Consider the following 16,533-nt stretch of genomic DNA (forward strand, 5'->3'; position numbering starts at 1 on the left):
CGCGTTCGTGTCCCCCGGGACTTCTCCCGCCCCCGCCCCCCTTCCCGTCCCGAACCTGGGGGCTGCCGCCCCCAGACCCCCGCTGTCGGCCTGAACGGCCTCGTCCTCAAACGCCGGACGGGCTGAGTCGGGGGCAGAACCCCCAGCGAGGCGCGGCGTAATGAGCGTGTAAGTCTCGTCTCACCTGCACTGAAGCGTGCCCGCGCGCTCCACCCGGGGAGCGAACCGGCCTTATTGTCTAAACGTCAAACGCCCCCGGGGCCGATGGGCGGCCCCTCCCTAAGGAGCCCTCATGACCGCGCCCGTCGTCCACTCGCTGCGCGAGCAGATCCGCGAGCACATCGTGGAGGGGATCGTCAGCGGGCGCTGGAAGCCGGGCGAGCGGATCGTGGAGCGGCGGATCGCCACCGAGCTGGAGGTCAGCCAGACGCCCGTGCGCGAGGCGTTGCGCGAGCTGGAGTCGCTGCGGCTGATCGAGTCCGCGCCGAACAAGGGCGTACGGGTGCGGAACCTGACCGCGGCCGACCTGGAGGAGAGCTATCCGGTCCGGGCCGGTCTGGAGGCGATCGCCGCGGAGCTGGCGGCGCGGCGGCTGGCCGAGGACTGCTCGGCGCTGGAGCCGCACGTGGCCGCGCTGTACGAGGCAGACCGGGCGTCGGACGGGACCGGCCAGGTGCGGCACACGGTGGGCTTCCACCGCGAGCTGGTCCGCGCGGCCGGCAACTCCGTGCTGCTGCACACCTGGGAGGGCCTCGGCATCGAGGTGTTCACGGCGCTGTCGATCCGCTGGCTGGGGACGGTGCAGCAGTCGTACGCGGAGGAACACGAGGAGCTGGTGGCGGCCTTCAAGCGGCAGGATCCGCGGATCGCGGAGATCGTGAAGGCGCACGTACTGGGCTGCGCGCCCCGGGCGTGAGCGCGCAGCATCGGGCGTGGGGCGTGCGTGGAACCCTGAGCGCGCACTCGCTCATACGTCGCCTCACCTGCGAAAACCTTTCGAAAATGCGGCACCCCGTGCCTTCGGCAGAGACACCCCGTGCCTACTTTCTCGTGATCAAGAGGTTTTCACCCTCAACCCTTTGATCGATCATCGATCAGGGAGTTACAGTCGCCGACGGGCTTCGCGACGGGGTCGTACCACGACACCGTCCTGAACCCCACGCCCTGTCCTGCCAAAGACAAAGGGCACCCCCGAACCCTTACCGATGAGGGAACCCCCTTCGACTGAGGAAGGCGGCGACATGACCGACCCCCACGCCATCCAGCCGAGCGCGCTCGACCAGCTCCCCGACCGGGACCCGGAGGAGACCGCCGAATGGCAGGCCTCCCTGGACGCGGTCACCCAGGCGGCCGGGCCGCACCGTGCCGCATACCTGATGCGGCGCACGCTGGAGCGTGCAGAGGGCAACGGCATCGCGCTGCCCAAGCTGCTCGAGACGGACTACGTCAACACCATCCCCACCGCCGCCGAGCCCGCAGCGCCGGGTGACGAGGCGATGGAGGCCCGGATCACCGCCTGGAACCGGTGGAACGCGGCAGCCATGGTGACCCGCGGTGCGAAACACGGCGTAGGCGGCCACATCGCCACCTTCGCCTCCGCGGCCTGGCTGTATGAAACCGGCTTCAACCACTTCTTCCAGGGCAAGGAGTCCCAGGACTCCCCCGGCTCGGGCGACCAGCTCTACATCCAGGGCCACGCCTCCCCCGGCATCTACGCCCGCGCCTTCCTCGACGGCCGGCTGACCGAGGCGCACCTGGACAACTTCCGTCAGGAGGCGGGCGGCAACGGCCTCCCGTCGTACCCGCACCCGCGGCGGCTGCCCTGGCTGTGGGAGTTCCCGACGGTGTCGATGGGCCTCGGCCCGCTCTCCGCGATCTACCAGGCGCGCTTCAACCGCTACCTGACCAACCGCGGCATCAAGGACGTCTCCAGCTCGCACGTCTGGGCGTTCCTCGGCGACGGCGAGATGGACGAGCCCGAGTCGACGGCGGCCCTCGCACTCGCCGCCCGCGAGGAGCTGGACAACCTCACCTTCGTCATCAACTGCAACCTCCAGCGCCTCGACGGCCCGGTCCGCGCGAACTTCAAGATCGTGCAGGAGCTGGAGGCCCAGTTCCGCGGCGCCGGCTGGAACGTCGTCAAGACGCTGTGGGGCACGGCCTGGGACGAGCTGTTCCGGCTCGACACCACGGGCGCGCTCGTACGCCGCCTGCGCCAGGTGCCCGACGCCCAGGTGCAGACGTACCAGACGCGCGACGCCGCCTATATCCGCCAGGACTTCTTCGGCGCCGACCCGGCGCTCGTCGAGATGGCGAAGCTGCTGAGCGACGACAAGATCCTCGAGTGCTTCCACCTCTCCCGCGGCGGCCACGAGGCGCGCAAGGTGTACGCGGCCTACAAGGCGGCCGTCGAGCACAAGGGCGCCCCGACGGTCATCCTGGCCCAGACGGTCAAGGGCCACACCCTCGGTGAGGGCTTCGCGTCGAAGAACGCCAACCACCAGATGAAGAAGCTCTCGGTGGACGAGTTCAAGGCGATGCGCGACCTGCTGGAGCTGCCGATCCCGGACAGCCGGTTCGACGACGGGGTCGTGCCGTACGGCCACCCCGGCGCCGACTCCCCCGAGGTCCGCTACCTCCAGGAGCGCCGCGCCGCCCTCGGCGGCCCGGCCCCGGCCCGCCGTACGCACCCGCTGGCCCCGCTGCCCGCCCCCGCGGAGAAGGCGTTCGCCTCCTTCGACAAGGGTTCCGGCACCCAGAACATCGCCACCACCATGGCGTTCGTCCGTCTGGTCAAGGACCTGGTCCGCGACAAGGAGACCGGCAAGCGCTGGGTGCCGATCGTCCCCGACGAGGCGCGCACCTTCGGCATGGAGTCGCTGTTCCCGTCGCTCGGGATCTACTCCCCCAAGGGCCAGACGTACGAGCCGGTCGACCGCGACCAGCTGATGTACTACAAGGAGGCCAAGAACGGCCAGATCCTCAACGAGGGGATCACCGAGGCCGGTTCGATGGCCGACTTCATCGCCGCGTCCACCGCGTACTCCACGCACGGCGAAGCGATGATCCCGTTCTACATCTTCTACTCGATGTTCGGCTGGCAGCGCACGGCCGACCAGATGTGGCAGCTCGGCGACCAGCTCGGCCGCGGCTTCCTCGTCGGCGCCACGGCCGGCCGGACCACCCTGACGGGCGAGGGCCTCCAGCACGCCGACGGCCACTCGCCGGTGATCGCGGCGACGAACCCGGCCGCGCTGTCGTACGACCCGGCGTTCGCGTACGAGATCGCCGTCATCGTCAAGGACGGTCTGCGCCGGATGTACGGCGAGGCGGCGCCGGGTGAGGACCAGAACGTCTTCTACTACCTGACCGTCTACAACGAGCCGATGCCGCAGCCCGCGAAGCCGTCCGGCCTCGGCATCGACGAGGCCATCGTCAAGGGCCTCTACCGCTTCAACACGGCGGAGTCGGCCGGCCTCGCGCCGGCTGCCAACGCGCCGCGCATCCAGCTGCTGGGCTCCGGTACGGCGATCCACTGGACGCTGAAGGCGCAGAAGCTGCTCGCCGAGGAGTGGGGGGTGGCCGCCGACGTGTGGTCCGCGACCTCCTGGACCGAGCTGCGGCGCGACGCGCTGGAGGCCGACGCGGCGCTGCTGCGCGGCGAGGAGCGGGTGCCGTACGTCCGTCAGGCGCTCCAGGGTGCCGACGGGCCGGTGCTCGCGGTCTCCGACTACATGCGCCAGGTTCCGGACCAGATCGCGCAGTGGGTCGAGCAGGACTACTCGTCGCTCGGCGCGGACGGGTTCGGTCTGTCCGACACCCGTGACGCGGCGCGCCGCCACTTCGGTGTCGACGCGGAGTCGATCGTGGTCGCGGCCCTCGCCCAGCTGGCCCGCCGCGGCGAGGTCCAGGCGACGGCGGTGAAGGAAGCACGGGAGCGGTACGGACTGTAGGACCGGTTCTGTACGGCGAGGGGCGCGGCGGCATCGGCCACCGCGCCCCTTCGCGCGCTGCCCCGCGCTGAGGGCTCCGCCTCCAGACCCCCGGGCCTGTGCCCACGCAACCACCCGACTCGGTGAGACAGGCCCGTCCGGTGCCCCTGTCGGTGCCACGCGGCATCATGCAGGTATGCGTGCTGCCCGGCTCATCAAGATGGTGCTGCTTCTTCAGGCCCGGCCCGCCATGACCGCCGCCGAGCTGGCGCGTGAGCTGGAGGTGTCGGAGCGGACGGTCACCAGGGACGCCCAGGCCCTGTCGGAGGCGGGCGTCCCGGTGTACGCCGAGCGCGGGCGAACCGGCGGCTACCGCCTCGTCGACGGCTACCGCACCCGCCTCACCGGCCTGGCCCGCGGCGAGGCGGAGGCCCTGTTCCTGAGCGGCGTACCGGGCGCGCTGAGGGAGATGGGCCTGGAGGACGCGGCCTCGGTGGCCCGCCTGAAGGTGTCGGCGGCACTGATGCCGTCCTTCAGGGACGCCCCGACGGCGGCGGCACAGCGGTTCCATCTGGACGCGCCGGCCTGGTTCCAGGAGCCGGAGACACCCCCGCTGCTGCCCGTGATCGCGGACGCGGTGTGGGACGACCGTCGGCTCGCCGCCCGCTACCACCGGGGCGAGGCGGAGGTCGTACGGGAGCTGGAGCCGTACGGTCTCGTGCTCAAGGCGGGCGTCTGGTACCTGTGCGCGAGAGTGGCCGAGGCAGCGGCCTTCCGGACGTACCGGATCGACCGGTTCACCGCCGCGGAGCCGCTCGCGGAGCGTTTCGGCCGGGACGAGGAGTTCGATCTGCCCGGCTTCTGGACGGGGCAGGCGGAGCGGTTCGCGCGGTCGATCCTGCGCGCCGAGACCGTCGTACGGCTCTCGCCGGCGGGGCGGCGCCGACTGCCGTACGCCGTGGACCCGGTGGCCGCGCGGGACGCACTCGCGGGGGCCGGGGAGCCCGACGCGCGGGGGTGGGTGACGGTCACCCTGGGCGTCGAGTCCGAGGAGGTGGCGCACAGCCAGCTCACCGCGCTGGGGCCGGAGGCCGAGGTCGTCTCCCCGGAGTCGCTGCGGCGCCGTTTCGCCGAGGACGCGGCCCGGCTGGCGGCGCTGTACCGGCGATGACAATCGCCCGCACTCCAGGTGCGGGCCACCCGTCCAGGCACGATGCTGGGACGCGTGATGGACGAGACGGAGTTCTGGGAGCTGGTCGACGACACCCGCGAGGCCGCCGAGGGCGACCCGGAGGAGCAGGCCGACCTGCTGGTGGAGCGGCTGGTCCGGCTGGACCCCGACATGGTGCTGGACTTCGCCCGTCACTTCGAGGCCCGCTTCAACCGGGCGTACACGTGGGATCTGTGGGGCGCCGCCTGGGTGCTGCTGGACGGGGCGAGCGACGACGCCTTCGACTTCTTCCGGTGCTGGCTGATCGGTCAGGGCCGGGAGGTGTACGAGGGTGCCGTGCACGACCCGGACTCGCTCGCGGACCTGCTGGGCGACTTCGACGAGGAGATCGACGGCGACGGCGAGGAGCTGGGCTACGCGGCCGACGAGGCCTACGAGCAGCTCACCGGGACCGTCGCGCCGGACCTGGGCATCGCGCCCGCCCCGGCTGAACCCGAGGGCACGCCGCTCGACTTCGAGAACGAGCGGGCGCTCGCGGAGCGGTATCCGCTGCTGTGGGAGCGCTTCAGGGAGTGATTCCCTTCGCGGGCCGGGCCTCAGAAGCCTGCCGGGGCCGGGGTCAGACCGTCGTGCGGCGGCGCGTGGCGTCCATCGGGATGTAGGCCTGCTGCTCGGCCCGCACGGCGTGGTGCAGCGGTGCCTTGTTGGCCTGCTCCAGGGCGGACGCGGTGGCCGCGGCCGGGCCGAGGACGACAGCGGCGACGGCGCAGACGATCGTCCAGGGGCTGCGGGCGGCCCGGTGCCAGCCGGTCGCCTTGTTCTGACTGGTGTGCGTGGTGCCGTTCGTGGTGCTGTTCATGATCCCCGCCTCGGTCGGCTTGTGTTGTGCATGACCGTAGGAGGCGGGGATGGGAGAACCCTGAACGGCGCCTAAGGCGTTCCTGTGAACGTCCGGCCCTGGAGGCGGGCCGCCGTCTGCCGGATCTCCGGGAGCCGGGCGGTGAGGGCCGCACCGGGGCAGCTGGTCATGTAGGCCTCCTTGTGGCCCGCGAGGGCGGGCAGGGCGGCCGTGGCCCCCGACGCGTACCGGCTGCCGCTGTTGCTGGAGGTCAGACGGACGCTCGCGCGCGGGTCGACGTCCGCCGGGCCGAGTTTCCAGGCGGCGAGGGCCGCGATCGAGTCGACCATCGCCTGCGGGACGGGGACGCCGGAGGTGAACGTGCCGAGGGCGGCGATGCCGGTCGTGCGGTGGTTGAAGCCCTGGGTGTGCGCGCCGGTGACGGGACGGTCGGTGCCGCCCGCGCGGCCCTCGTAGATGGTGCCGCAGCGGTCGACGAGGAAGTTGTAGCCGATGTCGTCCCAGTCGCGGCCACCGGTCTGGCCCGCGTAGAGGTAGCGGATGATGCGGGGCGCGTCGGCGCAGTCGTAGCCGTTGGGCGAGTCGGTGTGGTGCACGAAGACGGCGACGACCTTGTCGTCGTAGCGCGGGGGTGGCTGGGCGCGCGCGGCGTCGGCCACCCAGACCGAGCGCGGCACGATGGGCGGCCGGGCGGCGGAGTGCGCCGGGGGCTGTGCCGCCCGCTGCACGGGGCGGGCCGCCAGGGACGCGGTGACGGCGTGCTCGACGCCGCTCACGCACAGCGCCAGGGCGGCGACGGCGGCGAGGCCGGGCAGGCAGGCCAGGGCCACGCGGAGCGGGCGCGGCAGCGGGGCCGGCTTCCGTCCCCACCGGCCTCGCGCGGGTCTTCGCGCGGGCCTTCGCGCGCGGAGGACGGCCTGTCGAATGGCACGCATGGACCCACTGTCGGCCGGTTCCGTTCCGTCCGCGATGTGTGCTGTGCCACCCGGTGGAACCATCGTCCCGGTCCGGGACGTTTCCGGGCTACACGCGTGCGTGACCGGTCGTGGGCGGGTCACGCGCGCGAGGCTGATCACCGGGCCCGTCCCCCGCGTACTAAGGGGTCCGAGAGAAAGGCGGCTCCGTGGACCTGCTCGACATCCTGCTGGTGCTGGTGATCCTGGTGTACGCCGGGTCGGGCTACCGGCGGGGACTGGTGGCCGGCTGTGTCTCGCTGGCCGGTTTCGTGGGCGGCGCGGTGGTGGGCGTGTGGATCCTGCCGTGGGTGATGGACCTGGTGACGCCGGGGACGACGGCGGCGACGGTCACGGCGGTGCTCACCGTGCTGGTGCCGGCGGCGGTGGGGCACGAGTTGGCGGGGCGGCTGGCGCTGCGGCTGCGCAGGGAGCTGGAGCGGGGGCCGCTCAGGGTGGCCGACGGGGTCGGTGGGGCGGTGGCGAACTCCGTGGCGGTGCTGATCGTGGCCTGGGTGGCGGCGAGCGTGCTGGCCGTGTCGTCGACTCCGGTGGTGACGTCGGCGATCCGGGACTCCCGGCTGCTGGGGGCGGTGCAGGACACGATGCCGGACACCACCCCGGCCTGGTTCTCACGGGCCACGTCGGCGCTCACCCAAGCGGGCTTCCCGCAGGTCTTCAACCCGTTCGAGAACGAGTCGACGGCGGAGGTGGCCAGGCCCACCGGCGACAGCGTCACCCCGGCGGCCACCAGCGCGGCCAAGCTGAGCACGGTGAAGATCGAGGGCGTCTCGGGCGACCAGGGCCGCGAGGGCAGCGGGTTCGTGTACGCGCGCGAGCGTGTGATGACCAACGCGCACGTGGTGGCGGGCATCGACGACCCGACCGTACGGATCGGGGGCGTGGGGCGGTCGTACGAGGCACGCGTCGTGCTGTTCGACCCAGCCAAGGACGTGGCCGTGCTGTACGTGCCGGAGCTGCGGGCGCCGGTGCTGCGGTTCGACGACGACGCCTCGCGCGGGGACTCCGCGGTCGTCGCGGGGTATCCGGAGGACGGCGATCTGAACCTCCAGGCGGCCACGGTGGCGAACCGGGTCGACGCGACCGGGCGGAACATCTACAACGACGGGACCGTCACCCGGGAGATCTACTCGATCCGTTCCACCGTCCGCCCCGGCAACTCCGGCGGCCCACTGCTGACCACCGACGGCCGGGTCTTCGGTGTCGTCTTCGCCCGCTCCACCTCCGACGCCGAGACGGGGTACGTCCTGACGGCCGCCGAGGTCGCCGAGGACGCCCGGCGGGCGACGGCGGCGACGGCGGCGGTGGACACGGGCGAGCTGATCAGCTCGTAACGGCGGAAGGGGCTCGGAGGAGGGAGCGGCCCATGAACACGTCGTCCACGTACGAGCCGTCGAGGAGGAACTCCTCCGGCAGGACACCCTCCACCACGAACCCCTCGGACTCGTAGAGGCCCCGGGCCAGGGTGTTGTGGCCGAGGACGCGCAGGGTGATGCGGCGGGCGCCGAGCCGGCGGGCCTCCTCGACGGCCGCCCGGACCAACGCGCGTCCGACGCCCCGGCCGCGGGCCTCGTCGGAGACGGCGAGGCCCTGGATCTGGCGTACGTGCGCGTTGACGGCGAGTTCGGTGGGGCGGCCGAGCCGGATGTAGCCGGCGACACGGCCGTCCACCTCGGCGACCAGGTACTCCTCGGGGTGGTGCCGTTCGTCGAAGAAGGAGCTGTACGGCGGCTGCGGCCTGGGCATGACCGCGTGCAGGGGGGACCAGGTCACGCGGTCGATGAGGGCGAGCGTCTCGTCGTCCGCGGGCCGGGCGGGGCGTATGCGGGCGTCGGTGAGGTTCGGCAGGTAGGTCATGCGCGGCACCTTACGACGCGGACGCCCGCTCCGAACGGGGGTTTTACGAGGTCACGCGGGAGGATGGGGGCATGGAACGTACGCGAATCGCGGTGGCCGGCGCGTCCGGTCTCATCGGCAGCGCCCTGGTGCGGTCCCTGACCGCCGACGGGCACGAGGTGGTCCGCCTGGTGCGCCACGCGCCCCGGAGCGAGGCGGAGGTGCGCTGGGATCCCGAGCGGGGGCGGGTGGACGCGGCCGGCCTCGCCGGGTGCTCCGCCGTGGTCAACCTGGCGGGTGCGGGGGTCGGCGACCACCGCTGGACGGACGCGTACAAGCGCCGGATCCATGACAGCCGGGTGCACGGGACGGCCGCCCTCGCGAAGGCGGTCGCCTCGCTCGACGAGCGGCCGCGGGTGTTCGTGAACGGCAGCGCGATGGGCTACTACGGCGAGACGGGCGAGCGGGCCGTCGACGAGAGCGCGCCCGCCGGCCGGGGCTTCCTGCCGGAGCTGTGCGTGGAGTGGGAGGCGGCGGCGGAACCGGCACGGGCGTCCGGGGTGCGCACGGCGTTCACCCGGACCGGGCTGGTCGTGGCCCGCGGCGGCGGCGCCTGGGGTCGGCTGTTCCCGCTGTTCCGGGCGGGGCTCGGGGGGCGGATGGGCGACGGGCGGCAGTACTGGTCGTTCATCGCGCTGCACGACGAGGTGGCGGCGATCCGGCATCTCCTGGACCGCGACGACCTGTCGGGACCGTTCAACCTGACCGCGCCCGAGCCGCTGACCAACCGTGAGATCACCGCGGCCATGGGGCGGGTGCTGCACCGGCCGACGCTGTTCCCGGTACCGGCGCCGGTGCTGCGGACGGTGCTGGGCGAGATGGCCGGGGATGTGCTGGGCAGCGCGCGGGTGGTGCCCAAGCGGCTGCTGGAGTCGGGGTTCACCTTCGCGTTCCCCGGGATCGAGGACACCCTCCGAGCCGCCTGACGCCCTTTCGGGACCGCATGCGACCGCCGTGCGACCGTGCCCTGTCCATGCGCGACTGTTCCCGGCCGATCACGGCCCTACCCTCGATCCGAACTCGGGTATCCCGGACGCCAGTTGGGGGCATGACGTCTCCACCGGCCGCGCAACCTCGAGGAGGGGCACGTGCTTGAGCCCGCGTACCAGGCGGACGTCGTCATCGTGGGAGCCGGGGTCGCCGGACTCTCCGCGGCTCATCGGCTGACCAGCGCAGGAGTGACCACCACGGTTCTGGAGGCCGCCCCGTGCGTGGGCGGCCGCATGGCGACCGAGAAGGTCGACGGCTTCCGGCTCGACCGGATCGGACAGCTGTTGTCCACGGCGTATCCCGAACTGGCCCTGACCCCCGGGCTGGACGCGCTCACCCTGCGCCCCTTCGCCCCCGGGGTCCTGCTGCACAGCGGCGGACGCCACCATCGCGCGGGCGCGCAAGCGGGCGCGGGGGGCGCAAGGGGCGCACTCCATGCCGTACGCGCCCTCGCCGGCGCCCCCCGGAGCGGGGCGCTGCCCCGGCCGCGCACCGGCTCGGCCACCGCACCGCCACGGGTGCGGGCCGGGGCGCCGCTCGGCTCGGCCGTGGACCAGGCCCGGCTCGGCGCCGCGCTCACCCGGCTCGCGGCCACGCCCGCCGAACGGCTGCTGCGCCGGCCCGAGGCACCCGCCGCCGAGGCGCTCGCGGCGCGCGGTCTGCCCGCCCGGACCATCGACGGCTTTCTGCGGCCGCTGCTCGCCGCGCTGCTCTGCGACCCGGATCTGACCACGTCCAGCCGGTGCGCGGACCTGGCGCTGCGCGCCTTCGCGGCCGGCCGGCTGTGCCTCCCCGAGGGCGGGGCCGACGTCCTGCCGGAGCTGCTCGCGCGGACCCTCCCGCCGGGGACCGTGCACACGGGGGTGCGGGCCACCGCGGTCTCCACGACCTCGGTGACCACCGCCGAGCACGGCGAGTTCCGCTGCCGGGCGGTGCTGGTGGCCACCGACGCGCGCACCGCGGCGGAGCTGCTGCCCGGACTGCGGGTGCCCGACTTCCATCCGGTGACGGTCGTCCACCACACCACCGACGAGCCGCCGGGGACCGGGGCGTCGCTGCTGCTGGACGCCGACCGGGGCGGGCCGGTCGCCCATACGACGGTGACCAGTCGGGTCGACCCCAGCCGGGCGCCGGCCGGGCGGGCGCTGATCTCCTCCACGGTGCTCGGGCCGCCCCCGGACGGCGTCGACACGGCCGTCCGCATGCACCTCGCGCGGCTGTACGGCACCTCGACCGGGCGGTGGGAGACGCTGGCCGTGCACCACACCGCCGAGGCGGTACCGGCGATGCGGGCGCCGCACGACCTGCGCCGGCCGGTACGTCTCCTGGCCGGGCTGTACGTCTGCGGCGACCACCGGGACACCAGCACGGTCCAGGGCGCCCTGCACTCGGCCCGCCGGGCGTCGGCGGCGATCGTCTCCGACCTGGGCGGGACGGGATCGCTGCACACGGCCGAACCGGCCCGGACGGCCGCGCGAGCAGCGTGAACGCACTGGGGGCTCCGCCCCCAGCCCTCCGACCCATGCCCACCCACCACCCGACTCGGCGAGACCGACAGGTGCTCGACCACCCCATCTACCCCAGCGCCGCCACCCGGTCCCGGTACACCCTTGCCGGGGCCGCGTCCCGGTAGGGCTCGAGGCGGCGTTCGAAGTCGCGGACGTACTCCACCGCCCGCATCGACCGCATCTCCGCCGCCTGCCCCGCCGCCTCCGCGGCGATCTGGCAGGCCTGGTCGAGTTCGCCGAGACCGAGGCGGGCGGTGGCGAGGACGACCCGGCAGAAGAGGCGGCTGCGCGCGTACGCGGCGGGCCGCAGCTGGAGGGAGCGCTCGGCGTGCTGCGCGGCGGCCCGGAACTGCTGGAGGTCGCGGTGGCAGTGCCCGAACTCGTCGGCCAGCTGCCCCTCGTCGAAGAACCGCGCCCAGAAGGGCACCTCGTCCCCCGCCTTGGCCGCCTCCAGCGCCCGTTCGGCCCGGACGAGGGACGCCGTGCAGGCCCGCACCTCCCCCATCACCCCGTGCCCGCGCGCCTCGACCGCGTGCAGCAGCGCCTGCACGACGGGCGGCGAGCCGCTGCCGACGCCCTGCTGTGCCACCCGCGCGAGCTGTACGGCCTCCCGCCCGTGCCCGAGGTACACGGCCTGGCGGCTCATGGTGATGAGGACGTAGGAGCCGTACGCCCGGTCTCCGGCGGCCTGGGAGAGGCGCAGGGCCTGGACGAAGTACCGCTGGGCGAGGCCGTGCGCGGCGATGTCGAAGGAGGTCCAGCCCGCGAGGCGGGTGAGGTCGGCGGCGGCGCCGAACAGCCGGCGGCCGGTCTGCTCGCCGTAGGTGCCGCGCAGCATCGGCTCGCACTCGTGCTCCAGGTAGCGCACGAGGGCCTGACGGGCGTGGCCGCCGCCGTACATGTTGTCGAGGGTGCGGAAGAGTTCGCCGACCGAGCGGAGCGCGGAGATGTCGCCGCCGGTGACCCGCTGGCCGGGGCCGCGCTCGGCCGTGCCGCGCTGCCGGGGCACACCCGGCAGAACACCGGTCAGGCCGCCGGGCAGACCACCGGGCAGACCGGCCGTGGGCCCGGTCCTGGGCTGGGCGGCGGGCCTCGGCTGGGCCGGGCGGGGGGACGGCGGCCGGCCCTGGACCGGCACGCGGGCGGCCGGATCGCCGTGGGCCACCTTCTCGTCGGCCCGGCCGATCAGCCAGTCCCGGCTGGGCACCACCAGCCCGGCCGCGGTGAACGCGATCTTGCGCAGCTCGGCGTGGCTGCCGGAGTCCTTGCGCCACAGCCCGCTGACGATCTCGACGGCCTCCTCGGGGGTGCCGGCGAACTCCAGCCCCGCGTACACGGGGGCGCAGGCGTCGAGGCCGAGGTCCTGGGCGGTCAGCCGGCGGCCGAGGCGGCGGGTGAAGACCTCGGCGATGAGGGCGGGCGTGGTGCCGCGGGGCTGCTGGCCGCGCAGCCACCGGGTGACGGACGTCTTGTCGTATCTGAGGTCCAGGCCGTGCTCGAGACCGAGCTGATCGACGCGTCGGGCCAGACCCGCGTTGGAGAAGCCCGCTTCTGCGATGAGCGCGGCGAGCTGACGGTTGGGAGTGCGCTGCGCGGGTCGTTCCGTCATCTGCGGTGCGGTCTCCTGCCTTCCGGGCCTCTGACATGCCCGGATGAAGTGCCCTGATTGCTGTGAGCTGCCCTGATGGCCTCGTGAACGGCGCGAATGTAGCGGAGCGTAAGCAGGCCCTCGCACATCTCCACGTTCATTCATCCGATCGTGTGAGGATTGCCCGCGGGGCTGACGCGTGACGGACGGACGTACAGTTGCTTGGGGCGCGGTCGGGCCTGACAGACAGGCCCCGGGTAACCGGCACAGCGCCGGCACAGCCCGCGCCGCACCGCCGTATCGCCTAGGGAGGCGCTTGCCGTGAGTGAGTTGCGGTTCGTTCGCATGGGCTTCGGAGCGGACGCCGTCGAGTACCGGAAGGCGTGGGACGAGCAGCGCCTGGTGCACGCGGCGCGGTTCGCGGACGAGGTACCCGACACCGTGCTGCTGCTGGAACACCCGCCCGTGTACACGGCGGGCCGGCGCACGGTCGAGAGCGAGCGCCCCCTTGACGGCACCCCGGTGGTGGACGTGGACCGGGGCGGCAAGATCACCTGGCACGGTCCCGGCCAGCTGGTGGGCTACCCCATCCAGAAGCTCCCGCGCCCGGTGGACGTCGTGGCGCACGTGCGGCGGCTGGAGGAGGCCCTGATCCGGGTCTGCGCCGAGTTCGGCGTGCGGACCTCGCGGGTCGAGGGCCGCAGCGGGGTGTGGGTGCTCGGCGATCCGGTCGAGCAGCGCCCGTCGCTCGGCGGACTTTCCCTGGACCTGGATCCCCGGCTGCACGACGAGGAGTTCGACCCGCGGCTGAACGGCCCGGAGTACGCGCCCTCCAACGCCGGCCAGCGCCGCGAGGACCGCAAGATCGGGGCGATCGGCATCCGGGTCGCCAAGGGCGTCACGATGCACGGCTTCGCGCTGAACGTGAACCCGGACAACGCCTGGTTCGACCGCATCATCCCGTGCGGGATCCGCGACGCGGGCGTCACGTCCCTGGCCGACGAGCTGGGCCGGGACGTCACGATCGACGAGGTGCTGCCGGTCGCCGAACGGCACCTGAAGGACGTACTGGAGAACGCGGAGCTGAAGCCGCGGGAGATCGAGAAGGCGACCGTCTAGGACGGCGGTGCCCGGCCACCGGGGGGAATGACCCCCCGGGTCTCCGGGTTGGCCTCACCGGTAGGGCTCAACAAACACGGGCGTACCCTGGTGTACGCCGAAGAATCGAAGCTACAGGGAGCCGGTCGTGTCCGCAGTCGCACCCGACGGACGCAAGATGCTGCGCCTGGAGGTCCGCAACAGCCAGACCCCCATCGAGCGCAAGCCCGAGTGGATCAAGACCCGGGCGAAAATGGGTCCCGAGTACACGAAGATGCAGAACCTCGTGAAGAGCGAGGGCCTGCACACGGTCTGCCAGGAAGCCGGCTGCCCGAACATCTACGAGTGCTGGGAGGACCGCGAGGCGACCTTCCTCATCGGCGGTGACCAGTGCACGCGGCGCTGTGACTTCTGCCAGATCGACACCGGCAAGCCCGAGGCGCTGGACCGCGACGAGCCCCGCAGGGTCGGCGAGTCCGTGGTCACCATGGACCTGAACTACGCCACCATCACCGGCGTCGCCCGCGACGACCTGGCGGACGGCGGCGCCTGGCTGTACGCGGAGACGGTCCGCCAGATCCACGCGCAGACCGCGAACCGCGAGGCCGGCCGCACCAAGGTCGAACTGCTCGCCCCCGACTTCAACGCCGAGCCGGAGCAGCTCGCCGAGGTCTTCTCCTCGCGCCCCGAGGTCTTCGCGCACAACGTGGAGACGGTCCCGCGGATCTTCAAGCGCATCCGTCCGGGCTTCCGTTACGAGCGCTCCCTGAAGGTCATCACGGAGGCCCGCGACGTCGGCCTGGTCACCAAGTCCAACCTGATCCTCGGCATGGGTGAGACCCGCGAGGAGGTCAGCGAGGCGCTCAAGCAGCTGCACGAGGCGGGCTGCGAGCTGGTCACCATCACGCAGTACCTGCGCCCGTCGGTGCGCCACCACCCGGTGGAGCGCTGGGTGAAGCCGCACGAGTTCGTGGAGCTGAAGGAGGAGGCCGAGCAGATCGGCTTCTCGGGCGTCATGTCCGGCCCGCTGGTACGGTCCTCGTACCGCGCCGGGCGCCTGTACCAGATGGCCGTCGAGAAGCGCGGTTCCTTCGTGGCCGTCCAGGCCGTCTGACGCTCCGTCAAGATCCGTTCGCCGCGCGCCGACCGTGCACCGGGGAGCGGGCGTGTGAATTCACGCACAAGCGATTACCCGCCGGTAGCGGCCGATTCGACGCGGTCCTGACCGTCCTCGCAGATGAGGACGTACGTCAGGGCCGCGTCAGCATTTCGGCCCCTCGCATCAAGGCTTCATTGGTGTTTGACCGGTCGGTCATGCCCTGGTAACACCAATCAGTGACGCTGGTGTCACACCACGTAGATCCGTGCCAAGCCGCTTCCGAGGGGGACCCCCACCATGCAGGCCGCGCCCGTTCGCGCCACCGCGATCCCGTCCTTCACCGACGCCCTGCGCGCCGTCGAGTCCCTGCTCATGAGCGGCGGCCAGCGCACCGCCCGGCGCAACGCCTGGACGTCCGTCCTGGAGGACCGCCGTCGAGCCAAGGACCGTTTCGAGGCGGAGCGCGTCCTCGAAGAGGCCACCTCCGCCCGTCTCTGACGAGCCCCGCCCTCCTCTGCGGGCATTTCAGGGCCGTCTCAGGGCCGCCTCCGGGACACTGCCGTCGTCGGCACTCCCCGGGCCACGTAGACTGCGTGGCATGGCGAGGAAGGACACGGCGGCGGACGCCGCCAACACCGGGCGACTGAAACAGATCGCCCTGACCTACAAGATGACCCGCAAGGCCGACAAGAAGATCGGTCTTGTACTCGCGGCTGTCGGAATCGTCACCTTCGGTGTCTTCCTCGCGATCGGTTTCCTGATCGGTCACCCCATCTACGCGGGCATCCTGGGCTTCCTGCTCGCTTTCCTCGCGACGGCGATCGTGTTCGGTCGCCGGGCGGAGCGGGCGGCCTTCGGGCAGATGGAGGGCCAGCCGGGCGCTGCCGCGGCGGTGCTCGACAACATCGGCCGAGGCTGGACGACGACCCCCGCGGTGGCGATGAACCGCAGCCAGGACGTGGTGCACCGGGCGGTCGGCAAGGCCGGCATCGTGCTGATCGCCGAGGGCAACCCGAACCGGGTGAAGAGCCTGCTGGCGGCCGAGAAGAAGAAGATGAACCGGATCGTCGCGGACGTCCCGGTGCACGACCTGCTCGTCGGCACGGGTGACGGCCAGGTCGAGCTGAAGAAGCTGCGGACCACCATGCTGAAGCTGCCGCGGGTGCTGACCGGTCCCCAGGTGACCGCCACCAACGACCGGCTGCGTGCCATGGGCGACCTGATGAGCAACATGCCGCTGCCGAAGGGCCCCATGCCCAAGGGCATGCGCCTGCCGAAGGGCGGGCAGCGGCCCCGCTGATCCCCGTCACACACGAAGGGGGCGCCCGGACCTTATCCCTATGCGGCTACCGCCGCTTGGTCCGGGCGCCCCCTTCGTCGTACGGTCGCGCGCCTCGTCGTGGCGTCCCGCGCCTCGT

The 16,533-nt window shown here is 72.6% G+C and carries 15 protein-coding genes; 11 read left to right on the forward strand and 4 right to left on the reverse strand.

Translation table 11 applies throughout. The annotated features are described in order from the left end of the window. The first annotated feature begins 292 nt into the window (after window positions 1–292). From ACFWJX_RS27585 to ACFWJX_RS27600, 4 genes are all read left to right on the forward strand, one after another. Window positions 293–916, forward strand: coding sequence for a GntR family transcriptional regulator (locus tag ACFWJX_RS27585; protein WP_319263197.1), 624 nt, complete (start codon window positions 293–295; stop codon window positions 914–916). 325 nt (window positions 917–1,241) lie between these two features. Beyond that, window positions 1,242–3,953, forward strand: a complete 2,712-nt coding sequence (gene aceE / locus ACFWJX_RS27590) for a pyruvate dehydrogenase (acetyl-transferring), homodimeric type (protein WP_383248379.1) — start codon at window positions 1,242–1,244, stop codon at window positions 3,951–3,953. A gap of 175 nt (window positions 3,954–4,128) precedes the next feature. Further along, a complete protein-coding gene (locus tag ACFWJX_RS27595) occupies window positions 4,129–5,103 on the forward strand; it encodes a helix-turn-helix transcriptional regulator (protein ID WP_383248381.1) in 975 nt (324 codons plus the stop codon). Window positions 5,104–5,160: 57 nt separating this feature from the next. After that, on the forward strand, window positions 5,161–5,679 hold the full coding sequence (locus ACFWJX_RS27600; protein WP_383248632.1) for a DUF4240 domain-containing protein: 519 nt from the start codon (window positions 5,161–5,163) through the stop codon (window positions 5,677–5,679). Between the two features lie 43 nt (window positions 5,680–5,722). Here ACFWJX_RS27600 and ACFWJX_RS27605 read toward each other — a convergent pair whose 3' ends face one another. Continuing rightward, window positions 5,723–5,962, reverse strand: a complete 240-nt coding sequence (locus tag ACFWJX_RS27605; protein WP_383248383.1) for a hypothetical protein — start codon at window positions 5,960–5,962, stop codon at window positions 5,723–5,725. A 71-nt stretch (window positions 5,963–6,033) separates the two neighbouring features. Further along, window positions 6,034–6,897: a peptidoglycan recognition protein gene (locus ACFWJX_RS27610; RefSeq protein ID WP_383248385.1), complete on the reverse strand. Its 864-nt coding sequence runs from the start codon at window positions 6,895–6,897 to the stop codon at window positions 6,034–6,036. Between the two features lie 188 nt (window positions 6,898–7,085). Here ACFWJX_RS27610 and ACFWJX_RS27615 point away from each other — a divergent pair, with 188 nt between their 5' ends. Continuing rightward, window positions 7,086–8,270, forward strand: coding sequence for a MarP family serine protease (locus tag ACFWJX_RS27615; protein ID WP_383248387.1), 1,185 nt, complete (start codon window positions 7,086–7,088; stop codon window positions 8,268–8,270). On the opposite strand, the gene ACFWJX_RS27620 is transcribed toward ACFWJX_RS27615, so the two are convergent. Beyond that, entirely contained in the window at window positions 8,260–8,793 is a 534-nt protein-coding gene (locus ACFWJX_RS27620; protein ID WP_383248389.1) for a GNAT family N-acetyltransferase, read from the reverse strand. The two genes, ACFWJX_RS27615 and ACFWJX_RS27620, sit on opposite strands and share 11 nt — an antisense overlap. Window positions 8,794–8,864: 71 nt before the next feature. Between ACFWJX_RS27620 and ACFWJX_RS27625 the strand changes: the two genes are divergently transcribed. Together ACFWJX_RS27625 and ACFWJX_RS27630 are read left to right on the forward strand one after the other, a co-directional pair. Then, entirely contained in the window at window positions 8,865–9,758 is an 894-nt protein-coding gene (locus tag ACFWJX_RS27625) for a TIGR01777 family oxidoreductase (RefSeq protein ID WP_383248391.1), read from the forward strand. A 162-nt stretch (window positions 9,759–9,920) separates the two neighbouring features. Further along, on the forward strand, window positions 9,921–11,309 hold the full coding sequence (locus ACFWJX_RS27630; RefSeq protein ID WP_383248393.1) for an NAD(P)/FAD-dependent oxidoreductase: 1,389 nt from the start codon (window positions 9,921–9,923) through the stop codon (window positions 11,307–11,309). 88 nt (window positions 11,310–11,397) lie between these two features. On the opposite strand, the gene ACFWJX_RS27635 is transcribed toward ACFWJX_RS27630, so the two are convergent. Further along, the gene (locus tag ACFWJX_RS27635; protein ID WP_383248395.1) at window positions 11,398–12,939 is read right to left on the reverse strand and encodes a regulator; all 1,542 of its coding nucleotides are present in this window, start codon (window positions 12,937–12,939) and stop codon (window positions 11,398–11,400) included. Window positions 12,940–13,239: 300 nt separating this feature from the next. Here ACFWJX_RS27635 and lipB point away from each other — a divergent pair, with 300 nt between their 5' ends. The 4 genes from lipB to ACFWJX_RS27655 all read left to right on the forward strand — a co-directional run bounded on the left by lipB (window position 13,240) and on the right by ACFWJX_RS27655 (window position 16,415). Beyond that, window positions 13,240–14,037 carry a lipoyl(octanoyl) transferase LipB gene (gene lipB / locus ACFWJX_RS27640; RefSeq protein ID WP_383248397.1) on the forward strand — a complete coding sequence of 266 codons (798 nt, stop codon included), beginning with the start codon at window positions 13,240–13,242 and terminating at the stop codon, window positions 14,035–14,037. A gap of 127 nt (window positions 14,038–14,164) precedes the next feature. After that, window positions 14,165–15,130 (forward strand): lipoyl synthase, encoded by a 966-nt coding sequence (gene lipA, locus ACFWJX_RS27645; RefSeq protein WP_383248399.1) that lies wholly within the window; start codon window positions 14,165–14,167, stop codon window positions 15,128–15,130. A 282-nt stretch (window positions 15,131–15,412) separates the two neighbouring features. After that, complete coding sequence (locus ACFWJX_RS27650) at window positions 15,413–15,613, forward strand: hypothetical protein (RefSeq protein WP_086768280.1); 201 nt, start codon at window positions 15,413–15,415, stop codon at window positions 15,611–15,613. Window positions 15,614–15,713: 100 nt separating this feature from the next. Beyond that, window positions 15,714–16,415 carry a DUF4191 domain-containing protein gene (locus tag ACFWJX_RS27655; RefSeq protein WP_383248402.1) on the forward strand — a complete coding sequence of 234 codons (702 nt, stop codon included), beginning with the start codon at window positions 15,714–15,716 and terminating at the stop codon, window positions 16,413–16,415. Window positions 16,416–16,533: the final 118 nt, after the last annotated feature.

The sequence above is a fragment of the Streptomyces sp. NPDC058335 genome, assembly GCF_042723915.1.
Taxonomy (GTDB): Bacteria; Actinomycetota; Actinomycetes; order Streptomycetales; family Streptomycetaceae; genus Streptomyces.